This window comes from uncultured Phascolarctobacterium sp., assembly GCF_958349595.1.
Taxonomy (GTDB): domain Bacteria; phylum Bacillota; class Negativicutes; order Acidaminococcales; family Acidaminococcaceae; genus Phascolarctobacterium.
In genome coordinates this window covers 124471-142354 of the sequence record NZ_CATWDQ010000001.1, presented here as the reverse complement: position 1 = coordinate 142354, position 17884 = coordinate 124471, and the positions used below count along the sequence as shown (strand labels likewise).

Sequence of the window (17884 nt, the reverse complement as noted above, 5' to 3'; positions counted from 1 at the left end):
AAAATAAGATGCGGTTAAAAATACTCGTTAATATAATTATGACACTTGGGAAACAGTCTGTCCAACAATAACGCTGCTTCCTCATTATGTATCTTCAGCCTGTTTTCAGCCGCCAGCTCCTGTACGGAGAACTGGCCAAAATATAACTGCGTAAAGGCTGCTACATCCATTTCTATATCCTGCATATCCACCGTGCTCTTAACATCGACCTGACCATCATTTACTTCCAGCTTCAATAAACCGTTATTAAGAGGCAAAGTTTTGTCAGTGATCAGCAGCGAAACTGCGCCCTGTATATCTGCGGCAATGTTGGTCAGCTGCACGAGTGCCTGACGCACATTAATGCAGCGCGCCATCATAAACGGCTGCAAGCTGCCGGCATAATTCTGATCCTGTAAATGCAGGTACATTTTATCCCATGCTTCTGCCAGCCAGCTGAACTTTTCAGCTTCTGTTACATGCCCTCTGGCAAAACGCAGCAAAGCATCCCGCGCAGCTGTTTCTTCTGCCAGCAGCTCCTGCACTGTAAAAATTCTATCGGCAATACTGTAAAGCATATATCCTAAAACCTGCCCGCCCCGTTTGGCAAGCACGGCTTTGACCTGCTCTCCCTGATGGACTGACAGTAAATTCCGCCAGTTTTTATCATCCCGCTTGACCGCGCCATGATAAGCAGCAGTTACAGCAGCATATACTTTGGCAAAAGCCTCTGCTTCCTGCTCTAAATCTGCCCGCTGCAGAGTAATATCAGCAGAAGCGCTGCCGGCCTTAGGAAGCACAGCTAAAGGCATCTCGTAACGATGCCTGTAATAGCAGTAATCAAACTGATAAGGACGATAGATCCCGGCACTGATCGGCATCAGCAAAACAAACGCCTGTTTCTGAGCCCGCAAAACTGCAAAAGCAGTATCAAGAAGCGGCCCGAACAAATGTCTGCCCCTGTATTCCGGCGCTGTTGCCACACCAACAATATACGGCACTTGCAATTCCTGACCACGTAAATTGATGGTATAAGGATTCAAATGCAGCATATTCATCAAACTGCCGTCAGCTTCATCAAACCCGCCCAGTATCATATTCTCTTTTAAGCAGTATTCATCAAAATACCACTTAAAAAAAGGAGTATCGTTTTTTTCAAAGCAATAATCCCATAATTCCATTATTTTAGGTAAAGTTTCGTCATTAATGATACGAAAATCCATACTGTACCTCTATTTAAAAACAGCCGAATATTTTTTGATCATAAATTCCGGATGATAGGATTCCTTCGCCGTACGCAGGCCTTCATGCCCCATATCCTCTTCTCTGTTTAAATAAACTACGTCGCCCCAGGCATGTTCGGCAAATTCTTTATTGATCGCTGCATAGATACCGCGAATTTCAGGATTTGCTTTTTCAACATGCAAAACAGCTGTATCATCATTGATTTTTTTACCGAAGCTGAAAGCTTCGATTTTCCCGTCAATACGAATAGCGCCGCCACGCAGTCCCAGCGCTTCAAAATTGTCAAGTGCTTCATGGATAGCGCATTGCTCACAGCGCAGACTCTCGTCTTCACCGACACGCTTTTCGCACCACTCATCGCCAAACGCTTTACACTCTTCATAATTATCCGGTCCGATCGGTTCATAAACATAATCAGGATACTCTTTTTTAAAAGCATTATAGTGATTCTTCTTGCCATGATATTTACGCCCCGACAGATTAGCCAGCTTTTCACGTAAATAAACATAGTCCCAGTTATCACGGTCTTCAACAAACTCCATCTCCGGAAAAGCCTTTAACAGACGTTCTTTGCCGGCTTCATAAATACCATGGATCTCAAACGGTTTGCCTTCATGATATTCTTTGATCGCCGCAAATACTTTCGGCAGATCTTCATCCTTACCGCCAAAGGGCTGTAAAAAGAAGTCAACTTCATTACGTTTAACCTTGATCACCAGAAAATCATGTACTATCGTCCAGTAAATGCCATAGCAATCCTGCCACACAAATAAATTAGTAAATGCACACTCCGAACCACGCTGGTCAGGACGTGATAAATAACTTTCAAACAAAGGCCTGTCAGCCAGTGTTATCTTTTTTAATTCTAAAATAAAAAGGACCTCCTTAAGATACACAGTTTTCCTATCTTGATATTATACCACAAGGGTACGTATTCTCACTAGGCTCGAAAATACCTCGCCAAGTGTTCATATTATACCACAAAACTATCTATTTACTAAAGAAAAAACCAATTGCCTAAGCAATTGGTTTTTTTAAACTTCATTAATTAATTAGCCTTTGCGAGCGTTGAAGCATTCGCGGCAGTATACCGGACGATCCATAGAAGGACGGAACGGTACTTCTGTGTCTTGACCGCATTCTGCGCAAGTAGCATGGAACATTTCGCGAGCCGGGCGCTCGTTGTTGATGCCCATACGTTGTTTGCGAGCTTGACGGCAACCGGGGCAACGGCCGGGTTCATTCGTGAAGCCTTTTTCTTCGTAGAATTCCTGCTCGGAAGCAGAGAATACGAATTCGGTGCCGCATTCACGGCATACTAAGGTTTTGTCTTCTTTCATTGGTTAATCACTCCTTACATTAAACATACCCCATAAGGACTTATAGATGTTACCACTGCTTCCTCATGTTGCGTATGTAGCATGGAAGAAGTTCGGAACCCTACCCGGACCACTGAGATATACTATAAGCAGTATATCTAAAAAAAAGATAAAAGTCAACAAGAAATGTACATTTTAAAATTTATAATTATTTAGGGTATTTTATTCCATCAGAGTTTACATTATCTTTTAAATAATGTGTATCGTTTACATACTCAATCGTAAAGCGGTCCTGCCATTTGGCAATGCAGGTAGTACTGGCGTTATGCACGCCAAACATCCACAATTTATTAAGATCCAGCCCCAGCAAAAGACAAAGCTGCACTCTTACGACGCCGCCATGAGAAACTATTGCTATATTTTTATCGCTGTCACTTTTAAAAATATCTTCGCATACAGAACGAACACGCGCGGCAACATCGTCAAACGATTCTCCGCCAGGCATTCTGCACTGTGCCGGTTGTTTAAAAAACAGTTCCAGCTGATCGTTCCATTTTGCCTTAACTTCTTCATAGCTCAAGCCTTCCCATTCGCCAAAACAAACTTCTTTCAGTTCGTCCAGCGGCTGGAGCTTGAGACCGTGGAATTTTGCCAAAGGTTCAGCTGTCTGTCTGGCACGCTGCATAGAACTGGAATAGATCTCGTCCAGCTCAAGCCCTTCGTAATACTTTCCTAAATCAGCCGTTTGCTTAAAACCTTTGCTGTTGAGAGGATTATCGATATGACCCTGAAATTGAAATGTTTGATTGGCATCTGTCTCGCCATGCCTTATAAGATAGATTTTGCCCATATTGCCTCCTTATTACTTTCCTTTTACTTGTACTGAATGTGAAAATTCTTCCATTTCAGCATGTACTCCTGCTTCGGCAAAAGTCTCCATCTCATTATACGCTTTTATACCTGCATCGAACAAGGTAAAAGCTAAAACTGCACCTTCTCCGGCGCCACTGTTGATCGCCAATCTTAGTGGTGCAGACATTTGCAGCCAGTTTAATAATTTTTCCATACCGGGCTCTGCGGATACATGCCCTGCCATACAATATTCAAGAGACACAGGAGCTAATTTGCCGGCGGCAATAGCAGCCAGGCAGGCAGCAATACCATCCAGCATCACGGGAACTTTACAGGCTGCCGCCTGTAAAACAGCTCCTGTCATTGCTGTTATTACATGATCATCAAGCTTTTGCAGAAATTCGATCCCTTCAAGTTCTAAAAGTGCTTCCATCTGTTCTGTAAGCTGATACTGTTCCGGGCTGCCCAAAGCCAGCATTTGCAGTTTCTCCGTAGTAATGTATTCTTTAGTCAGGATCGCACCCTCTTCAAGTGCGTCCTCAAGCTTTACAGCCGTAGTCATCAGGGGATAAACCTCTGCTTTGGCCTCATGTGCCAGCAAAACAACTGGCAGTTCTCCCTGCATCGCTTTAGCAACAGCCTGTGTATCAGCGCTCCATAGCAGCAAAGCTTTTTTAGGATACTGAACAGCCTTTTTATCAGCGCTGCCAATGATGCCGGCATAACGGGAAACCATTTCTTCCAGTTTAGCGAGTGAGCCGACCGGTTTAATCAAATTATCGAATCTGCTTTGCGCTTCATCTACTTTTTGACTATCGATCGGTTTTATTTGTTCAATAATATTATTTATATCCATCGTTAAACCTTCCTTATCTTAATAAAAATACTGCTGTCAGCAAATAAATCACATTGCCGCACTCAGTCAAGGCACCATAAGTGTCGCCGGTAAGTCCGCCTAACTGCGTTTTCAAATATTGCGCCAGCATCAAAGTAAAAGTAAAACATATGCATGCCACAGCTAAATATTGCCAGCCGCAGGCCGCAATAACAGCGGCACATACCGCAAAAGCAATATATGTATAAACCGGCTTGGCATATTTGGTAAACATATGCCCGATCCCTTCTTTACGTGCATAAGGGAAATTGACAATAAACACCACCATAAAGGTTCGTGTAGCAACGGACATCGTCAGTAAAACCCAGGTCAGTGTTGCTCCATCCAGTTCGAGATACGCCGCTATTTTAAGCAGGACTAAAATAATGATCGCCAATACAGCATTAGAACCGACATGGCTGTCCTTCATTATTTCCAGCATTCGCTCACGGCTGCGAGCCGAAAAAACACCGTCAGCAGTGTCCATAAAGCCGTCATACATCAAACCGCCGGTAATGATGATCTCAGCCAGCAGTAAAAGGGTCACCCGTAAAAAAAGCGGTGTCTCAATATAAAATAAACCATAGTTTACTGCCGCCAGAAAAGCTCCGATTACCAAGCCTACCAGTGGAAAATACGGAACGCTGCGTGAAAAATCTTCGTCACGCCAATCGGTCCGTTTAGAAAAACGTACTCTTGTCAAAAATTCCAGGCAAGTGATAAAATCACGCATGCATGCCACCACGCTTAGTCAGTTCTTTATAGGTATTGATCGCCATCTGCAAAATAACGATCGCCAGAGAAGCTCCTGTTCCCTCGCCAAGACGCATCCCGGCATCGACGATAGGCGTGAGCTTCAACACTTCCAGCATTTTTGCGTGCGATATTTCGGCAGAAAGATGTGAACAAAGCATATACTCGGCGCAGGCTGGTTCCAGACCGTAAGCAAGTAAAGCGGCAGCAGTAGCGTTTACCCCATCGACCATTGTCGGCACACGGCGTCTGGCACCGGCAAGAATCATTCCAGCTAACCCGGCATGATCATAACCGCCAACCTTACAGAGAATATCCATAGCATCGCCCAAACGGGGCTGGTTTTTAGCCAGACCGTCAGCGACGACCTTTCTTTTTATCGCCATTCTTTCGTCATTGATACCGGTTCCTCTTCCGACAGTAAGCTCTGGAGGCAGGCCCAGAAAAGCGGAAACTATTGCCGCAGTAGAAGTAGTATTGCCGATTCCCATTTCTGCCGTAACCAATAAATTATACCCTTTATCAATACATTCATCAGCAACCTTCATTCCTACTTTTAAAGCCTGCTCAGCCTGCTGCAGGGTCATCGCCGGTCCCTGCGTAAAATCCTCCGTGCCCCAGGCGACCTTTTCCTGATAAACTTTCGGCATGGCGCTCAAATCAAAAGCCGTACCTGCATCAACCACAAAAACATCAGCACCGGCATGGCGGGCCATAACATTAGCTCCGGCAGTTTCCCGCATATAGCCGTTGATCATCTGCATCGTCACTTCCTGCGGATATGCACTGACGCCGTATTTAGCGATTCCATGATCGCCGCACATCAGCAGCATTGCACTTTTGATACGCTCCGGCAATGCTGTGCCGGTCATAGCGGCATATTGCTCAACCATTTCCTCCAGCTTGCCTAAGCTGTGCAGCGGTTTATCCATTTTTGCCCAATTATTTTTTATCATTGCCGCAGCATTGCTGTCCAACGGCGGGATAATTATTTTTTCCATTACTCTGCTCCTTCATCATCAAAGTTAAATGCCATTTTCTTGACGTCGATTGCCTGACCTGCGACACAATAAAATACTCTGTCACATTCAGCTGCAACCTGTTGATTGACCCATCCGGCAAGATCTCTGTATTCACGTGCCATAATATTATCAGGCACAATACCGCTGCCAACTTCATTGGTAACAAATACTACCAGCTTTTCTGTTTTTCTGGCGGCTTCCAATAACTTTGCTATCTCGCCTTTGACAAATACTACCTTTTCTTCAAAAGTTCCCGCAGCCGCAACCTTGCCATACATTAAATTACTCATGTATAAAGTAAGACAATCAAATAAAATTGCGTCTGCCCCCTGCCCCGCCTCATCCATTACCTGCTCGGCAGCATAGGGCGCTTCGTAATTATTCCATCTTTGGGGAGAACGACGTTCCTGATGGAGACGGACACGCTCAGCCATCTCGTCGTCAAAGATTTCAGCCGTAGCTATATAAGCGCACTTGCGTCCATAATGCAAAACAAAACGCTCAGCAAACTCACTTTTGCCGCTGCGCGCACCGCCGGTTACTAAAATCAATTCTTTGTTCATTTTTAAGCCTCCCTTCAAAATAAAAATACCCTCTCGAGAGAGGGCATAAATAAACAACCTATGCAAGTATCCACCTATCTCCCGTAGGCATAAGATACCCGTAACAGGCAGGTCTCCTGGCTCAGGTTCAACATTCAACTGCGCCTTCCCAGTTTCCCAGTGGCATATTGCAGTGAACTCCCCTTTACAGTAGCGGGACTGCGCCGGATTTACACCGGTCTTCCCTATTAAGCGCCGACCGCGATCGGCACACCTGTTGATTTTTTCCAATATTATATATTCTACATTCTTTTACAAAGTCCTGCTGACTTGCAAATCATTTTTTCATATTCTTCGTCTAAATACTCATGCGCGTCATTGACATTTCTGACTGTAATCAAAACGCGGCTGCGTCCAAACCAATAATACACCCTGATTTTATACCACTGCGCCACACCGTCAGCACCAACAAACCTGCATTCGCAGCCTGAATGCTCCGGCGCATTATTGTAGTTCGCACATAAAACATCAAAATCAACAGTGGCAGCAAATTTTTCGATATCTTCAGGATACAGCAATTCCTGAACGATATGCTTGTAATCAGTCTTATAAGCACCTGTATACGGAATAAAAACATTCCCTGTTGGGTTAAAAGCCATTCTTGAATAACGGCCGTCTTTTAAATTCAATTCGATGGCAAAATCGTACATTTGCGGAAATAAATCTCCCAAATCTCTGTATGACGGCAGTTTGACAGTACGGCCATAGCCGTTAATACTGCGCCGTTCAGCATTAATGATTTCAATTTTGCTCAAATTCAACAGTTTTTCAAACTGCGGTCTTCTCAGGGGCTGACAATAATAAAATCCCTGCGCTATATTACAGGAAACACTCTTCATTATTGCTACCTGCGCTTCTGTTTCCACGCCTTCACAAATCATTGTGATGTCCAGCTCTTTGGCTATAGCGGCCATACCTTTGATGATCTTGATATCTTTATCATTGTCACAGGCGGCGAGCATTCTTTTATCAATTTTCAAAATGTCAACGCTGATATCACTTAAAATGCGCAGCGATAAATACCCGGCACCAAAATTATCGACCGCGATCTTAAAACCCTGATTTTTCAGTTCATCGACCTGCATACCTGCAAAATTCACATCATCAGCCAATAATCGTTCAGCAAGTTCAACTACTAAAAGCTTATGAGGAACATTATGTTTATCAGCAGTCTCTTTTAAAGAATTGATAAAATTCTCATCTTTGAAATGTTCAAAAGAAAAGTTACATGAAATGGGAAAAACCTGTAGACCTAAAGCCAGGCGCAAGGCCAAGAAATGGCAAATCTCTTCAAAAACAAAATTCTCAAATTTAGACAGCTGGTTACTGTCTGTCAGAATTGGGATCAAGACCTCGGGAAGGATTATACCACGTTTAGGATGCTCCCACCGCAGCAAAGCTTCTGCTCCAACTATCTCATTTGTATAAATGTTATATTGCGGTTGGAAATAAACTGCAAACTCTTTATTTTCCAGGCCGCTGCATACTTCTCCCGCCAGAGCATAATAACCGGTTGCAGCTTCCAGATCATTGATCATGAAGAAACTGCGGCTGCATTTACGAAAAACTTTTTTATTGAGCTGGGCAATGGTTTTAACCAGTGCGTCTTCCAGGGAATCTTCAAAGTGAAAAACATACAGATCGCCGCGAAGCTTGATGCTGATATTGCAAATACGCTTTACTTCGCTTTCCACCATATCAGCTAAACCGTCAAACCAGTTATTATGTGTCTCTTCATCGACAAACGGAACCAGGCAGAAAAATTTATCTCCGCCCTGTCTGGTTGTTAGATAGCCTTTCACGACCCGCCGGTTAAGTTCTGTTCCCAATATCCGCAAAACATTATCCGCCGTTTCACGACCATAAATATCTACGATATCATGATAAGGCTCAATATCCAAATGTATCAGCGCCCAAGGTTCTTTTCTGTGCTGCAGCAATTCATCTGCCTGTTCTTTAAATTTATCAAAGCCCAGCGTTCCGCTGACCTTATCACGCACATATTTCTGCGAATAAAGCATCCTTTGATGCTCAGAAGATTTAAGATAGAGAATAGCTACGAACACACAAAAAGCAAGGATCGACAACAGGTAAAAATTCATATTAATCTCCCATTATCATTCTATATAATTAGGGTAAGTATATATCTTTCGTATAAAAAATACTACATTTTTAATTACTTCAAAACATTTTTAAAGTAATTTAACTCAAAAGAAAATGACCATAGAGCTCTTGCAGAACCTATGGTCATTTTGTTTTAAGCTTCTACTTCTACTTCAACTCTTGCTAAAATGAAACATAAATCAGAAAGCCTGTTCAAACAAATGAGAACCTGAGAATTGACTTCTTCAGTTTCAGATAAACGGAGCAGACAGCGCTCGGCACGACGTGTAGTAGTACGCGCAATGTCCAAAGCAGCTGATCCGGGGGTGCCTCCGGGGATGATAAAATGACTCAAAGGCTGGAGCATATTATCGAATTTATCGATAGTTTCTTCAAACATTTTTACATGCTCTTCTTTGATATAAGGCTCAGGCAAGTTCAAGCTTGCTATATCAGCCATCAGTGACATCAGCAGCTGCTGTACTTTATAAATCGTTTCTCTGACATCCTCGCGTCTGACTGTAGCTCTTGCCAAGCCAAGCGCCGAACTGATCTCATCAACGGTACCGTAAGCTTCAACTCTCATGCTTTGCTTCGGTATGCGTTCGCCTGTATAAAGTCCGGTAGTGCCTTTGTCGCCGGTTCTGGTATATACTGCTGCTTTCATTTTGCCACCATCCTTCCGGAAAATTTTTGATTAATAAATTTCTTCAGCTTTAAAGAAATTTTTGATTTCACGGGCAGCGGATTCTTCACCGTCGCTGCCATGAACGATGTTTTCGCCGATAGTCAGCGCGTAATCGCCACGGATGGAACCGGGAACAGAATCTAACGGATTGGTAGCGCCCATCAGACCACGAACTGCTTTAATTGCGTTCTCGCCGGAAATGACCATTGCTGCAACCGGGCCGGAAGTAATGAATTCAACCAGTTCTCCGAAGAAGGGTTTGCCTTCATGTTCAGCATAATGATATTTAGCTTGTTCTTCTGTGATTTTTACTAATTTTAAAGCCGAAACTTTTAAGCCGCGGCGTTCAAAACGAGCGATAATTTCACCAATCAGATTTTTTTTGACACCATCAGGTTTTACGAGTACGAGTGTTTGTTGCATTGGAATCTCTCCTATTCTAGACTATTTAATTTATACTAAACCGCTAAGCGATTTTAGCCTTTTAAAAGCTGCTGATACTTTTTCTTATCCAGTTTCTCGATCATTGCCGTAATAAGCTGCACAGCTCCTTCATAATCGTCCATATGAATTATAGACTGATGGCTGTGTATGTAACGGGTAGGAATACTGAAGGTCAAGGTCAAAACGCCGGCATCATGCAAATGAATACGCCCGCCGTCAGTAGCGCCGCCTTCAGAAATACTGATTTGTGTCGGAATTTTCAACTCCTCGGCAACCTCTTTGGCAAAGTCACGCAGGGCCGTATTGGGGATCATACCAGCATCAAAGATCGTGATGGCAATACCCTTTCCCAGCTTGGCCGGAGCCACATCATCACTTACGCCAGGCGTACCGCCTGCCACACAGGTATCAATAACAAAAGCGACATCAGGGCTCAGCAGATTAACGCTGGTCTGGGCACCGCGCAGACCAACCTCTTCCTGTACTGTGGCAACGCCGTAGACAGTATTGGGATGTTTATCAGTACTGATATTTTCCATAACATCTGCCATTACCGCACAGCCAATACGATTATCCCAGGCTTTCCCAAGCAATGTCTTTCCATCACCCATAACCGCAAATTCAGCATACGGCGTTACCGGGCAGCCTTCAAAAACGCCCAGATTACGCGCCATCTCTTCGTCAGCAGCGCCAATATCAATATACATATCACGCTTGGCAACAACCTTTGTCCGCTCTTCCGGTGTCAGAATATGCGGCGGCTTGCTGCCGATAACGCCGACAAGATCACCTTTGCTGCCATGCACAGTGACGCGCTGACTGAGCATGACCTGCTCCCACCAGCCGCCTAAACAGGTGAATTTTAAAAAACCTTCTTTAGTAATATGCTTAACCATAAAGCCGATCTCATCCATGTGACTGGCAAGCATAATTTTCGGCAGCTCTTTGCCTTTGCCTTCATTAGCAAAAACTACGCTGCCTAATTTATCATAGGATACTTTCGCTTTATCCTGTAAGCGTTTTTGCAGCAGATTTTTAATCGGCGTTTCAAATCCTGAAACACCGCAGGTTTCAGAAAGCTGTTTCAACCAGGTTAATTTTTTATCCAATTATTTTGCACCTCCATTGCTGCGCATTGCTTTTGCCTGCGCGCGTAACCGTGCTACACGGTCTGCGGTGCTGGGATGTGTGCTGAATAGCTGCTGCATATCTTTCGCACTGAAAGGACAAATGATAAACATATGGGCAGTATTTTCAGTAGCCCCCGGCATCGTTCTATTTTTAGCATAAGACTCTATTTTCAGCAAAGCGTCCGCCAAAGCATCAGGATTGCCGCTTAACTCACCGCCTGATTCATCGGCCATATATTCTCTGGAACGCGAAACTGCCATCTGGATAATCCCGGCAGCCAGAGGCGCCAGTATCATCATAGCCAACCCGACAACAGCACTGCTGCTGTTATTGCGGTCTCTGTCTCCGCCGCCAAAAAACATGCCCCAGTGCGAAAGTGTCGTAATGATACCCGCCATGGAAGCAGCTATTGTCCCGATCAAAATATCACCATGCTTCACATGGCTCAATTCATGTGCCAAAACACCTTCGATCTCATCTTTATCAAGCGCATTGGCTAAAGCGGTAGTTACTGCAACCGCAGCATGTTCAGGATTGCGACCGGTCGCGAAAGCATTCGGTACAGGACTGTCGATAATATATAATTTGGGCATTGGCAAATTGCCTCTTTCTGCCAAACGCTGCACCATTTTATATAAGGCAGGCGCACTTTTTTCATCAACCTGTTTGGCATTATATTGTGCCAAGACCAGTTTATCACTATTCCAGTACGAAAATAGATTCATGGCGAGTGAAATGATAAGCATCATCATCATACCGCGGGCACCGCCGAAATAGTCTCCGACCAGTACCAATAACACAGTAAGAGCCGTCATTAAAAAAGCTGTTCTCATACTTTTTTGTTCCTCCTCAAAATAAAGACCGGCAAACAACATCTATAAGACTTGCTTAAGCCTTGTAGAATATTATACCAAGTACTACACTATTTTTCAATTTGCGCTTTAACAGCTGTCAACATATTTTCACTGTTTTCACGAACTTTTTTCTTTAAAATAGGATTTAACAGTCCGGCGATCATTGGAATACCAAATTCAAAATCTACCAGCAGCGAAACTTCCGTACCTTCATTTACAGGAACCAGCTTCCATTCGCCCTCCATTTTCTTCAAATCACCCTCCGTCTGACAATAAGTGATCCTCAGTTCTTCCGGGTAAAAAGTATCACGCTCGGTCCAGACTATTTTACGCCCGTCTACATTGGAGACCCAATGAGAAACCGTAGTGTTCTCACCACGTTCTAAAATCTCTACGCTGACCAGATCCTGCATAAAAGAAGGATAAGCTTCCATATTTTTTATTATTTCAAAGATCGGCTTACTGTCGCCTTTGATCACGATTTTTGTTTCTACGCAAGGCATAATTCTGCTCCTTTTATAAATCTTCAATCACTTCAGCCGTACTGCGTACAGCTTCTCTAAAGATCATCAAAACCTGATCGATAATATCTGTCGGCATAATCAAAGGCGGTTCGATCCGAATAACTTTAGGATTATTTAAAGTGTAAGCAATAATGACGCATTTATCGATCATCAGCGACATCAGCATACCGCCGGCACCTTCTTTAGTAAGTTCAATGCCGATCATCATACCGCGGCCGCGGACCTCTTTAATGACAGAAGGATATTCTTTTTGGATCGCTTCCAGACCTTTTTTAAAGTATGCTCCGGCAGCTGCGCCGCGGGCAAGCACATCATTTACTTCGATATAATGCAGGGCAGCATTAGCAGCAGCACAGGCCAGTTGATTGCCGCCAAAAGTTGAAGTATGTAAAAAAGGTGCTTCGATCAGGCCAGCCCAGGCCTCAGCAGTAGCCGTTATAGCGCCAACAGGCATCACTCCGCCGCCTAAAGCCTTGGCTGTAGCCATTATATCCGGAGTTATCTGCTCATGATCAACACCAAACCAGGTACCAGTCCTGCCGATACCGGTCTGTACTTCATCAGCAATCAATAAGACGCCATATTGGTCACATAATTCTCTCACTGCTTTTAAATAACCTTCCGGTGGAACGATGATCCCACCTTCGCCCTGCACTGGTTCTAAAATAACTGCCGCTGTTTCATCATCAATCACTTCAGCAAGAGCGTCTATCTCGCCGTATTCTACATGCGTAAAATTATCCAGCAGCGGTTTAAACGGATCCCTGAACAAATCTCTGCCTGTAGCCGTTAAAGAACCGAAAGTTTTGCCATGAAACGCATTCTTAGCAGCAATAAACTTTTTTCTTTTTGTTGCCAGACGCGCAACTTTAAGGCAGCCTTCAACAGCTTCTGTACCGCTGTTGACGAAAAAACTGTATTGCAGATCCCCGGGAGTGATTTCTGCCAGTTTTTCTGCCAGATCAGCCATAGGCCTGTTAAAAAGCACTTTCCCGCTCATAGGCATTTTATGCAGCTCTGCTTCCACCGCCGCTATAACTTCCGGATTTCGATGACCCAACGCAAACATGCCATAACCGCCGAGGCAATCAATAAACTGTTTGCCTTCACTGTCGGTTATTATCCAACCCTCTGCGTGGCCTTCAACGCTTGCCAAACCCATGAAACGAAATAATTTCGCCTGGGCCGGATTGATATATTTTTCATATTTACTGATCGTTTCTTCAACATACATAGTCAATTCCTCCGTTTATTTCAACAAACTGCTTACGGGAACCAACTGGATTCCAGATGCATTTACTTCATCAATGACCCTGCTCCAGGCTGCAGCAGTATGCGGCCGGGCGTGGCAAATAGCAATGGCACTGCCGTTTCTGTCAGCCATTTCCACCGCCTGCCAGATTTTAGCAATAATGTCGTCTTCGTTGGCACTGTTGTCCAAAAAGATATTGTTGCGGGCCGTAGGCACACCCATGCTGCGTGCGACCTGGTCGCCAATAGATTTGGAATAGGTACTGCTGTCTACAAAGAACAGACCCTGCTGCTTCAAAACTTTCAGTACGGCTTTCATCGTTGCTTCATTACTTGTTGCTTTTGATCCCTGATGATTATTAACGCCTTCGATACCAGGTAGGCTGTCTACTGCTTTGCGCGTCACTTGCTGAACCTGGTCAGCAGTCATATCAGTCAGTATGGTAGCTTTGCCCTCAGACATTGCTGTTCTGTCCATCGGTTCCATCGGCAAATGCAACATGGCAGTCTTCCCGCCGCCTTTTATAACATGCAAAGCGTCGCTGCTGAAATCCTTATAGGGAAGGATCGCATAACTAAAGGGCGCATTTAATTTGACCAATTTCCTTACCGGCGCTAGATCATAACCGCAGTCGTCAATAATAACGGCTAATTTACCATGATACTTCTGGGTCGTTTTTTTGTCATCCTTCTTCTTACTCTCATCTTCTTTAATATCTTTGTCTTCCTTCGTCAGATTTAAATTATGATAAAAGTAAACCGTATCGGTGACAAAATTCATTTTACCTGTTCCTGCTTTGGCAGAAATGGCAATTTCCATCCGCACTGCTTCCCAACCGTTGTAAGTCGCATCGCGCTGATTGAGTACAAGCATTTTCGTACCGGCAATTTTCTCTCCCAGCCAGTCGGCAGCCCCCTCTAATCCTGTACTTGGCGGAACGCCAATAGCCAGCTGACGCTTATTCCAGACCACTTCTCCGCCTGTTTCCTTCATGCGCTCATGCTGATCTTCACGGCCATTGTCAGTTAACTGCCAGTTATCTTTCGATAACAAAATATCGTCAACTGCCCTGTGTGCTTCTTTTGATTCTTCCCGTAAATCAACAGCAGAAGAACCAGTCAGGCCTTTATCAAGCACATCTTTTTCTCCGCCTCTGCTCGCCGCATAATAAATACCGCCGGCAACGGCTATAGCCAATAATACTAAAATCAGAGTCAGAACGAAGCCTCCGCCTGATCCTTTTTTTCTATTACTCCTTCTCGCCATAGTAGCCTCCTCTATGCCCGCGGATGCGCTTTTTCATAAATATCGCGCAGGCGTTTATTTGTCAGATGCGTATAGATCTGTGTTGTAGAAATATCTGAATGTCCTAAAAGTTCCTGCACAGACCGCAAATCAGCCCCATTATCAAGCAGATGCGTAGCAAAAGAATGCCGCAGCATATGCGGTGTAAGCTCCTTACTTAACCCTGCCTGATGCCCATAACCGCGAATGATCTGCCAAAAACGCTGCCTTGTCATTTCATTACCGTTCATGCTCAAAAATAAATTTTTGACAGTGGGATTTTTTGTATGGACCAACTGCGGCCTTACAACATGCAGATATTTGTCTAAATATTCAACGGCTATACCGCCTACAGGTATCAACCGCTCTTTAGAGCCTTTGCCGAAAGCGATGATATATTTCATCTGCAGATTAACCCCACTGACAGGTAAACTCAGCAATTCGGAAACGCGCATTCCTGTCGCATAAAGCACTTCCAGCATTGTGCGGTCACGATAGCCTTCATGCGTCCCCAGATCAGGCTGCTCCAAAAGCTTCAGCACCTCTTCCGGATTTAAAACCCTGGGCAGTTTGATGCCTTTCGTTCCCGCTTCCACAACTTCAGCAGGATCAATATCCAAATAGCCTTCTGCCGTCATAAAACGATAAAAAGATTTTATGGCAGCCAGCTTCCGTGCTATTGTTGCTGCTGCCAGGCCTTTATTTTTCAAACCTGTCATATAGCGGATGATCTGTTCACGCGATACTTTAGCCAGCGCGTTATTATCAGGCAAAGACAAAGCTTCTTTAAACAAACGTAAATCACGCTCATATGCCAGTCGTGTATTAGGTGATAATCCCAATTCAACTGTCAGATATTCAAAAAATAAACTTAACTTATCGTTCATAATTTATCCTCAAAAAAGAAAAACAACGCTCAAGCGCTGTTTTTCAAAACATTATTGTTCGCGCTTCTCTGGCTGCATAATTGTAATATTAGCCGCCGGCGAAATAGTCGATATAGCATGCTTATAAACAAGCTGTTGTTTACCTTCGTTTTCAATAATAACGGTAAAGTTATCAAAACCTCTTACCAGCCCTCTGATTTGAAAGCCGTTAACTAAATAAATAATAACACCCAGGTTTTCTTTACGTACGTGGTTCAAAAAGCTGTCCTGAAGATTCATTGTCGGTTTTGGTCCACTATTATTCATAAGTTTCCCCTCCAAAGTAATTTCCAACTATATATCTTAATTCTACCGCAGTTTAAACTTTTCTACAAGCATTTGCTGCATATCCTCGATAATCTTTTCATATGCAGGTTCTTCTCCCACATCGAACCATTCAATATAAGGCATCTGACGATACCAGGTAAATTGCCGTTTGGCAAAATTCCGAGTTGCCTGTTTCAATTTCTCAACAGCGGCCGCTTTATCCATCTGCCCCTGTAAATACCAGGTTATCTGCCTGTAACCAATGCTGCGCATCGACTGGGCCTCTGGAGAGATGCCGCTTTCAAGCAGCTTTTCAGTTTCCTCGATCAACCCGTCTGCCAGCATTTTATCAACTCTGGCATTAATTCGTGCGTACAAATTCTCACGTTCCATCCGCAGACCCAAAACAACAGCGTCATAGGGCCACTCATCAGCTTTCTTATGAGTAATTTTTTCACCGCCCTGCACTGCTTCGATCGCTCTGATGATCCGCCTGACATCATTAGCATGCAATCTTGCGGCAGCTTCCGGATCAAGCACCTGCAATTTTTCATGCAAAGCGCTGTTGCCATGTGCTTTCGCAAATGCTTCCAGCTCCTGCCTTAATTCACTGCATTCTTCGACGGCATTGAACTCATAATTTTCAAGTAAAGCCTTGATATAAAGCCCGGTGCCGCCAACAATTATTGGTAATTTACCGCGCTCATTGATATCAACGATCAGCTTTTCGGCTTTTTCTTTAAAATCAACAACGCTGAATTCAGCATCCGGCGGTAAAATATCAACTAAATGATGCGTCACTTCCGCTAATTCCTCAGCAGAAGGTTTTGCCGTACCGATATTCATTTTTTGATATACCAGCATGGAATCGCCGGAAATTATTTCACCATTAAGACGCTTTGCCAAGGCTATACCGCAATGGCTTTTACCGGTTGCAGTCGGTCCTAAAATAACGGCAACTTTCGGTTTCATGCCGTTACCTCCTTCGGATACCATATTTTACGCGGCTATAACGGCCGCCAACAATTTCTGTGCACCCAAAAGCTTCCAACAACTTTTGGCCCCGTTCTTTGATAACTACACAGGGAGCTGCTCGCAGCGCAGCCTCAACCATCTCTGCCGTCAAAGCTTTTTCCCACGCCAGCGGCCGCAGCGGTTCCATATTGGAAGAACCGTTTACAGGTATTCTAAACATTGGATCAAAGTAAACAACATCAAAACTGTCGGCCGGTAAAGCAGCTAAATAAGTCTCCGCTTCTGCACATACCGTTGTTATCCTGCGCATGGCACTATTTAAATCAATATCTTCAGCCTGATAGTTCTTCAGTCCCTCACTGACTACAAAGTGCAGTAATGGCGAAGCTTCAACAGCACAAACAACACCCTCAGCTCCTGTAATAAAACTGGCAACAATGGCATCACTGGCCAGCCCCATCGTGCAATCGAGAACTTTCATGCCCGGCTTAAGCTCCAGGGCAGCAACAAAGTGATCGGGCTCGTACTTTTTTAAGCGTTGCGCACGCAAAACTGCCATACTGGGGTGAAAAAAGAAGGTCCCGGAAGCACTATAGACCTGCGGTCCTTGATTCGTTGCCACTAAAAGTGCGTCCACCTGCTCCTGGTCAAGCAAAAATTTCAAAGACCCCTTACTGCCGCGTTCCACATATTTCACGTTAAATTTCTCTGCCCATATTTGAGCAATTTTCTCTAAATCAGCATTTTCATTGCGTCCAACTGTTACTGCAAACTTAAACGATTTCTGCAT

Annotated in this window: 20 protein-coding genes and 1 riboswitch; all 20 genes read right to left on the bottom strand. The window is 44.1% G+C overall.

Features of this window, described 5'->3' with window-relative positions:
* Positions 1 to 14 precede the first annotated feature (14 nt).
* Positions 15 to 1202 carry an enhanced intracellular survival protein Eis gene (locus tag Q4G98_RS00590; RefSeq protein ID WP_298564607.1) on the bottom strand — a complete coding sequence of 396 codons (1188 nt, stop codon included), beginning with the start codon at positions 1200 to 1202 and terminating at the stop codon, positions 15 to 17.
* Positions 1203 to 1211: 9 nt separating this feature from the next.
* Positions 1212 to 2120 (bottom strand): DUF2156 domain-containing protein, encoded by a 909-nt coding sequence (locus tag Q4G98_RS00585; protein ID WP_298564609.1) that lies wholly within the window; start codon positions 2118 to 2120, stop codon positions 1212 to 1214.
* A gap of 156 nt (positions 2121 to 2276) precedes the next feature.
* Positions 2277 to 2564 (bottom strand): zinc-ribbon domain containing protein, encoded by a 288-nt coding sequence (locus tag Q4G98_RS00580; protein WP_021718541.1) that lies wholly within the window; start codon positions 2562 to 2564, stop codon positions 2277 to 2279.
* A gap of 187 nt (positions 2565 to 2751) precedes the next feature.
* The gene (gene cobC, locus Q4G98_RS00575; RefSeq protein ID WP_177559927.1) at positions 2752 to 3393 is read right to left on the bottom strand and encodes an alpha-ribazole phosphatase; all 642 of its coding nucleotides are present in this window, start codon (positions 3391 to 3393) and stop codon (positions 2752 to 2754) included.
* 12 nt (positions 3394 to 3405) lie between these two features.
* On the bottom strand, positions 3406 to 4251 hold the full coding sequence (locus tag Q4G98_RS00570; protein WP_298564612.1) for a nicotinate-nucleotide--dimethylbenzimidazole phosphoribosyltransferase: 846 nt from the start codon (positions 4249 to 4251) through the stop codon (positions 3406 to 3408).
* A gap of 13 nt (positions 4252 to 4264) precedes the next feature.
* Positions 4265 to 5002, bottom strand: coding sequence for an adenosylcobinamide-GDP ribazoletransferase (gene cobS, locus Q4G98_RS00565; RefSeq protein WP_298564614.1), 738 nt, complete (start codon positions 5000 to 5002; stop codon positions 4265 to 4267).
* Positions 4995 to 6023, bottom strand: coding sequence for a nicotinate-nucleotide--dimethylbenzimidazole phosphoribosyltransferase (gene cobT, locus Q4G98_RS00560; RefSeq protein ID WP_298564616.1), 1029 nt, complete (start codon positions 6021 to 6023; stop codon positions 4995 to 4997). Before cobT ends, cobS begins: the two co-directional genes overlap by 8 nt.
* The gene (cobU, locus tag Q4G98_RS00555) at positions 6023 to 6607 is read right to left on the bottom strand and encodes a bifunctional adenosylcobinamide kinase/adenosylcobinamide-phosphate guanylyltransferase (protein WP_298564618.1); all 585 of its coding nucleotides are present in this window, start codon (positions 6605 to 6607) and stop codon (positions 6023 to 6025) included. The genes cobT and cobU overlap by 1 nt, the downstream gene beginning before the upstream one ends.
* 88 nt (positions 6608 to 6695) lie before the next feature.
* A riboswitch (cobalamin riboswitch) is annotated at positions 6696 to 6879 on the bottom strand.
* Between the two features lie 9 nt (positions 6880 to 6888).
* Positions 6889 to 8748 carry an EAL domain-containing protein gene (locus Q4G98_RS00550; protein ID WP_298564620.1) on the bottom strand — a complete coding sequence of 620 codons (1860 nt, stop codon included), beginning with the start codon at positions 8746 to 8748 and terminating at the stop codon, positions 6889 to 6891.
* A gap of 155 nt (positions 8749 to 8903) precedes the next feature.
* On the bottom strand, positions 8904 to 9416 hold the full coding sequence (locus tag Q4G98_RS00545; protein WP_298564621.1) for a cob(I)yrinic acid a,c-diamide adenosyltransferase: 513 nt from the start codon (positions 9414 to 9416) through the stop codon (positions 8904 to 8906).
* A gap of 30 nt (positions 9417 to 9446) precedes the next feature.
* A complete protein-coding gene (gene ndk, locus Q4G98_RS00540) occupies positions 9447 to 9860 on the bottom strand; it encodes a nucleoside-diphosphate kinase (protein WP_177559910.1) in 414 nt (137 codons plus the stop codon).
* 53 nt (positions 9861 to 9913) lie between these two features.
* Entirely contained in the window at positions 9914 to 10990 is a 1077-nt protein-coding gene (locus tag Q4G98_RS00535) for a M42 family metallopeptidase (RefSeq protein ID WP_298564624.1), read from the bottom strand.
* Entirely contained in the window at positions 10991 to 11845 is an 855-nt protein-coding gene (gene htpX, locus Q4G98_RS00530; RefSeq protein ID WP_293547033.1) for a zinc metalloprotease HtpX, read from the bottom strand.
* A gap of 89 nt (positions 11846 to 11934) precedes the next feature.
* Positions 11935 to 12369 carry a type II toxin-antitoxin system RatA family toxin gene (locus tag Q4G98_RS00525; RefSeq protein ID WP_293663405.1) on the bottom strand — a complete coding sequence of 145 codons (435 nt, stop codon included), beginning with the start codon at positions 12367 to 12369 and terminating at the stop codon, positions 11935 to 11937.
* A gap of 13 nt (positions 12370 to 12382) precedes the next feature.
* On the bottom strand, positions 12383 to 13624 hold the full coding sequence (locus Q4G98_RS00520; RefSeq protein WP_298564627.1) for an aspartate aminotransferase family protein: 1242 nt from the start codon (positions 13622 to 13624) through the stop codon (positions 12383 to 12385).
* A gap of 15 nt (positions 13625 to 13639) precedes the next feature.
* Positions 13640 to 14908 carry a divergent polysaccharide deacetylase family protein gene (locus Q4G98_RS00515; protein WP_293663403.1) on the bottom strand — a complete coding sequence of 423 codons (1269 nt, stop codon included), beginning with the start codon at positions 14906 to 14908 and terminating at the stop codon, positions 13640 to 13642.
* Between the two features lie 11 nt (positions 14909 to 14919).
* On the bottom strand, positions 14920 to 15813 hold the full coding sequence (gene xerD / locus Q4G98_RS00510) for a site-specific tyrosine recombinase XerD (RefSeq protein WP_298564628.1): 894 nt from the start codon (positions 15811 to 15813) through the stop codon (positions 14920 to 14922).
* Positions 15814 to 15864: 51 nt separating this feature from the next.
* Entirely contained in the window at positions 15865 to 16119 is a 255-nt protein-coding gene (gene hfq, locus Q4G98_RS00505) for an RNA chaperone Hfq (RefSeq protein ID WP_177559892.1), read from the bottom strand.
* A gap of 42 nt (positions 16120 to 16161) precedes the next feature.
* Positions 16162 to 17091 (bottom strand): tRNA (adenosine(37)-N6)-dimethylallyltransferase MiaA, encoded by a 930-nt coding sequence (gene miaA / locus Q4G98_RS00500; protein WP_298564629.1) that lies wholly within the window; start codon positions 17089 to 17091, stop codon positions 16162 to 16164.
* 4 nt (positions 17092 to 17095) lie between these two features.
* The gene (locus Q4G98_RS00495) at positions 17096 to 17884 is read right to left on the bottom strand and encodes a class I SAM-dependent methyltransferase (protein ID WP_298564631.1); all 789 of its coding nucleotides are present in this window, start codon (positions 17882 to 17884) and stop codon (positions 17096 to 17098) included.

What these genes read in the sequence shown, in the direction of transcription:
- Q4G98_RS00590 (WP_298564607.1), bottom strand. Translation starts at nt 1,202, where the DNA reads ATGGATTTTCGTATCATTAATGACGAAACTTTACCTAAAATAATGGAA.
- Q4G98_RS00580 (WP_021718541.1), bottom strand. Translation starts at nt 2,564, where the DNA reads ATGAAAGAAGACAAAACCTTAGTATGCCGTGAATGCGGCACCGAATTC.
- cobC (WP_177559927.1), bottom strand. Translation starts at nt 3,393, where the DNA reads ATGGGCAAAATCTATCTTATAAGGCATGGCGAGACAGATGCCAATCAA.
- Q4G98_RS00570 (WP_298564612.1), bottom strand. Translation starts at nt 4,251, where the DNA reads ATGGATATAAATAATATTATTGAACAAATAAAACCGATCGATAGTCAA.
- cobS (WP_298564614.1), bottom strand. Translation starts at nt 5,002, where the DNA reads ATGCGTGATTTTATCACTTGCCTGGAATTTTTGACAAGAGTACGTTTT.
- cobT (WP_298564616.1), bottom strand. Translation starts at nt 6,023, where the DNA reads ATGGAAAAAATAATTATCCCGCCGTTGGACAGCAATGCTGCGGCAATG.
- cobU (WP_298564618.1), bottom strand. Translation starts at nt 6,607, where the DNA reads ATGAACAAAGAATTGATTTTAGTAACCGGCGGTGCGCGCAGCGGCAAA.
- Q4G98_RS00550 (WP_298564620.1), bottom strand. Translation starts at nt 8,748, where the DNA reads ATGAATTTTTACCTGTTGTCGATCCTTGCTTTTTGTGTGTTCGTAGCT.
- Q4G98_RS00545 (WP_298564621.1), bottom strand. Translation starts at nt 9,416, where the DNA reads ATGAAAGCAGCAGTATATACCAGAACCGGCGACAAAGGCACTACCGGA.
- ndk (WP_177559910.1), bottom strand. Translation starts at nt 9,860, where the DNA reads ATGCAACAAACACTCGTACTCGTAAAACCTGATGGTGTCAAAAAAAAT.
- htpX (WP_293547033.1), bottom strand. Translation starts at nt 11,845, where the DNA reads ATGAGAACAGCTTTTTTAATGACGGCTCTTACTGTGTTATTGGTACTG.
- Q4G98_RS00525 (WP_293663405.1), bottom strand. Translation starts at nt 12,369, where the DNA reads ATGCCTTGCGTAGAAACAAAAATCGTGATCAAAGGCGACAGTAAGCCG.
- Q4G98_RS00520 (WP_298564627.1), bottom strand. Translation starts at nt 13,624, where the DNA reads ATGTATGTTGAAGAAACGATCAGTAAATATGAAAAATATATCAATCCG.
- Q4G98_RS00515 (WP_293663403.1), bottom strand. Translation starts at nt 14,908, where the DNA reads ATGGCGAGAAGGAGTAATAGAAAAAAAGGATCAGGCGGAGGCTTCGTT.
- xerD (WP_298564628.1), bottom strand. Translation starts at nt 15,813, where the DNA reads ATGAACGATAAGTTAAGTTTATTTTTTGAATATCTGACAGTTGAATTG.
- hfq (WP_177559892.1), bottom strand. Translation starts at nt 16,119, where the DNA reads ATGAATAATAGTGGACCAAAACCGACAATGAATCTTCAGGACAGCTTT.
- miaA (WP_298564629.1), bottom strand. Translation starts at nt 17,091, where the DNA reads ATGAAACCGAAAGTTGCCGTTATTTTAGGACCGACTGCAACCGGTAAA.
- Q4G98_RS00495 (WP_298564631.1), bottom strand. Translation starts at nt 17,884, where the DNA reads ATGCAGAAATCGTTTAAGTTTGCAGTAACAGTTGGACGCAATGAAAAT.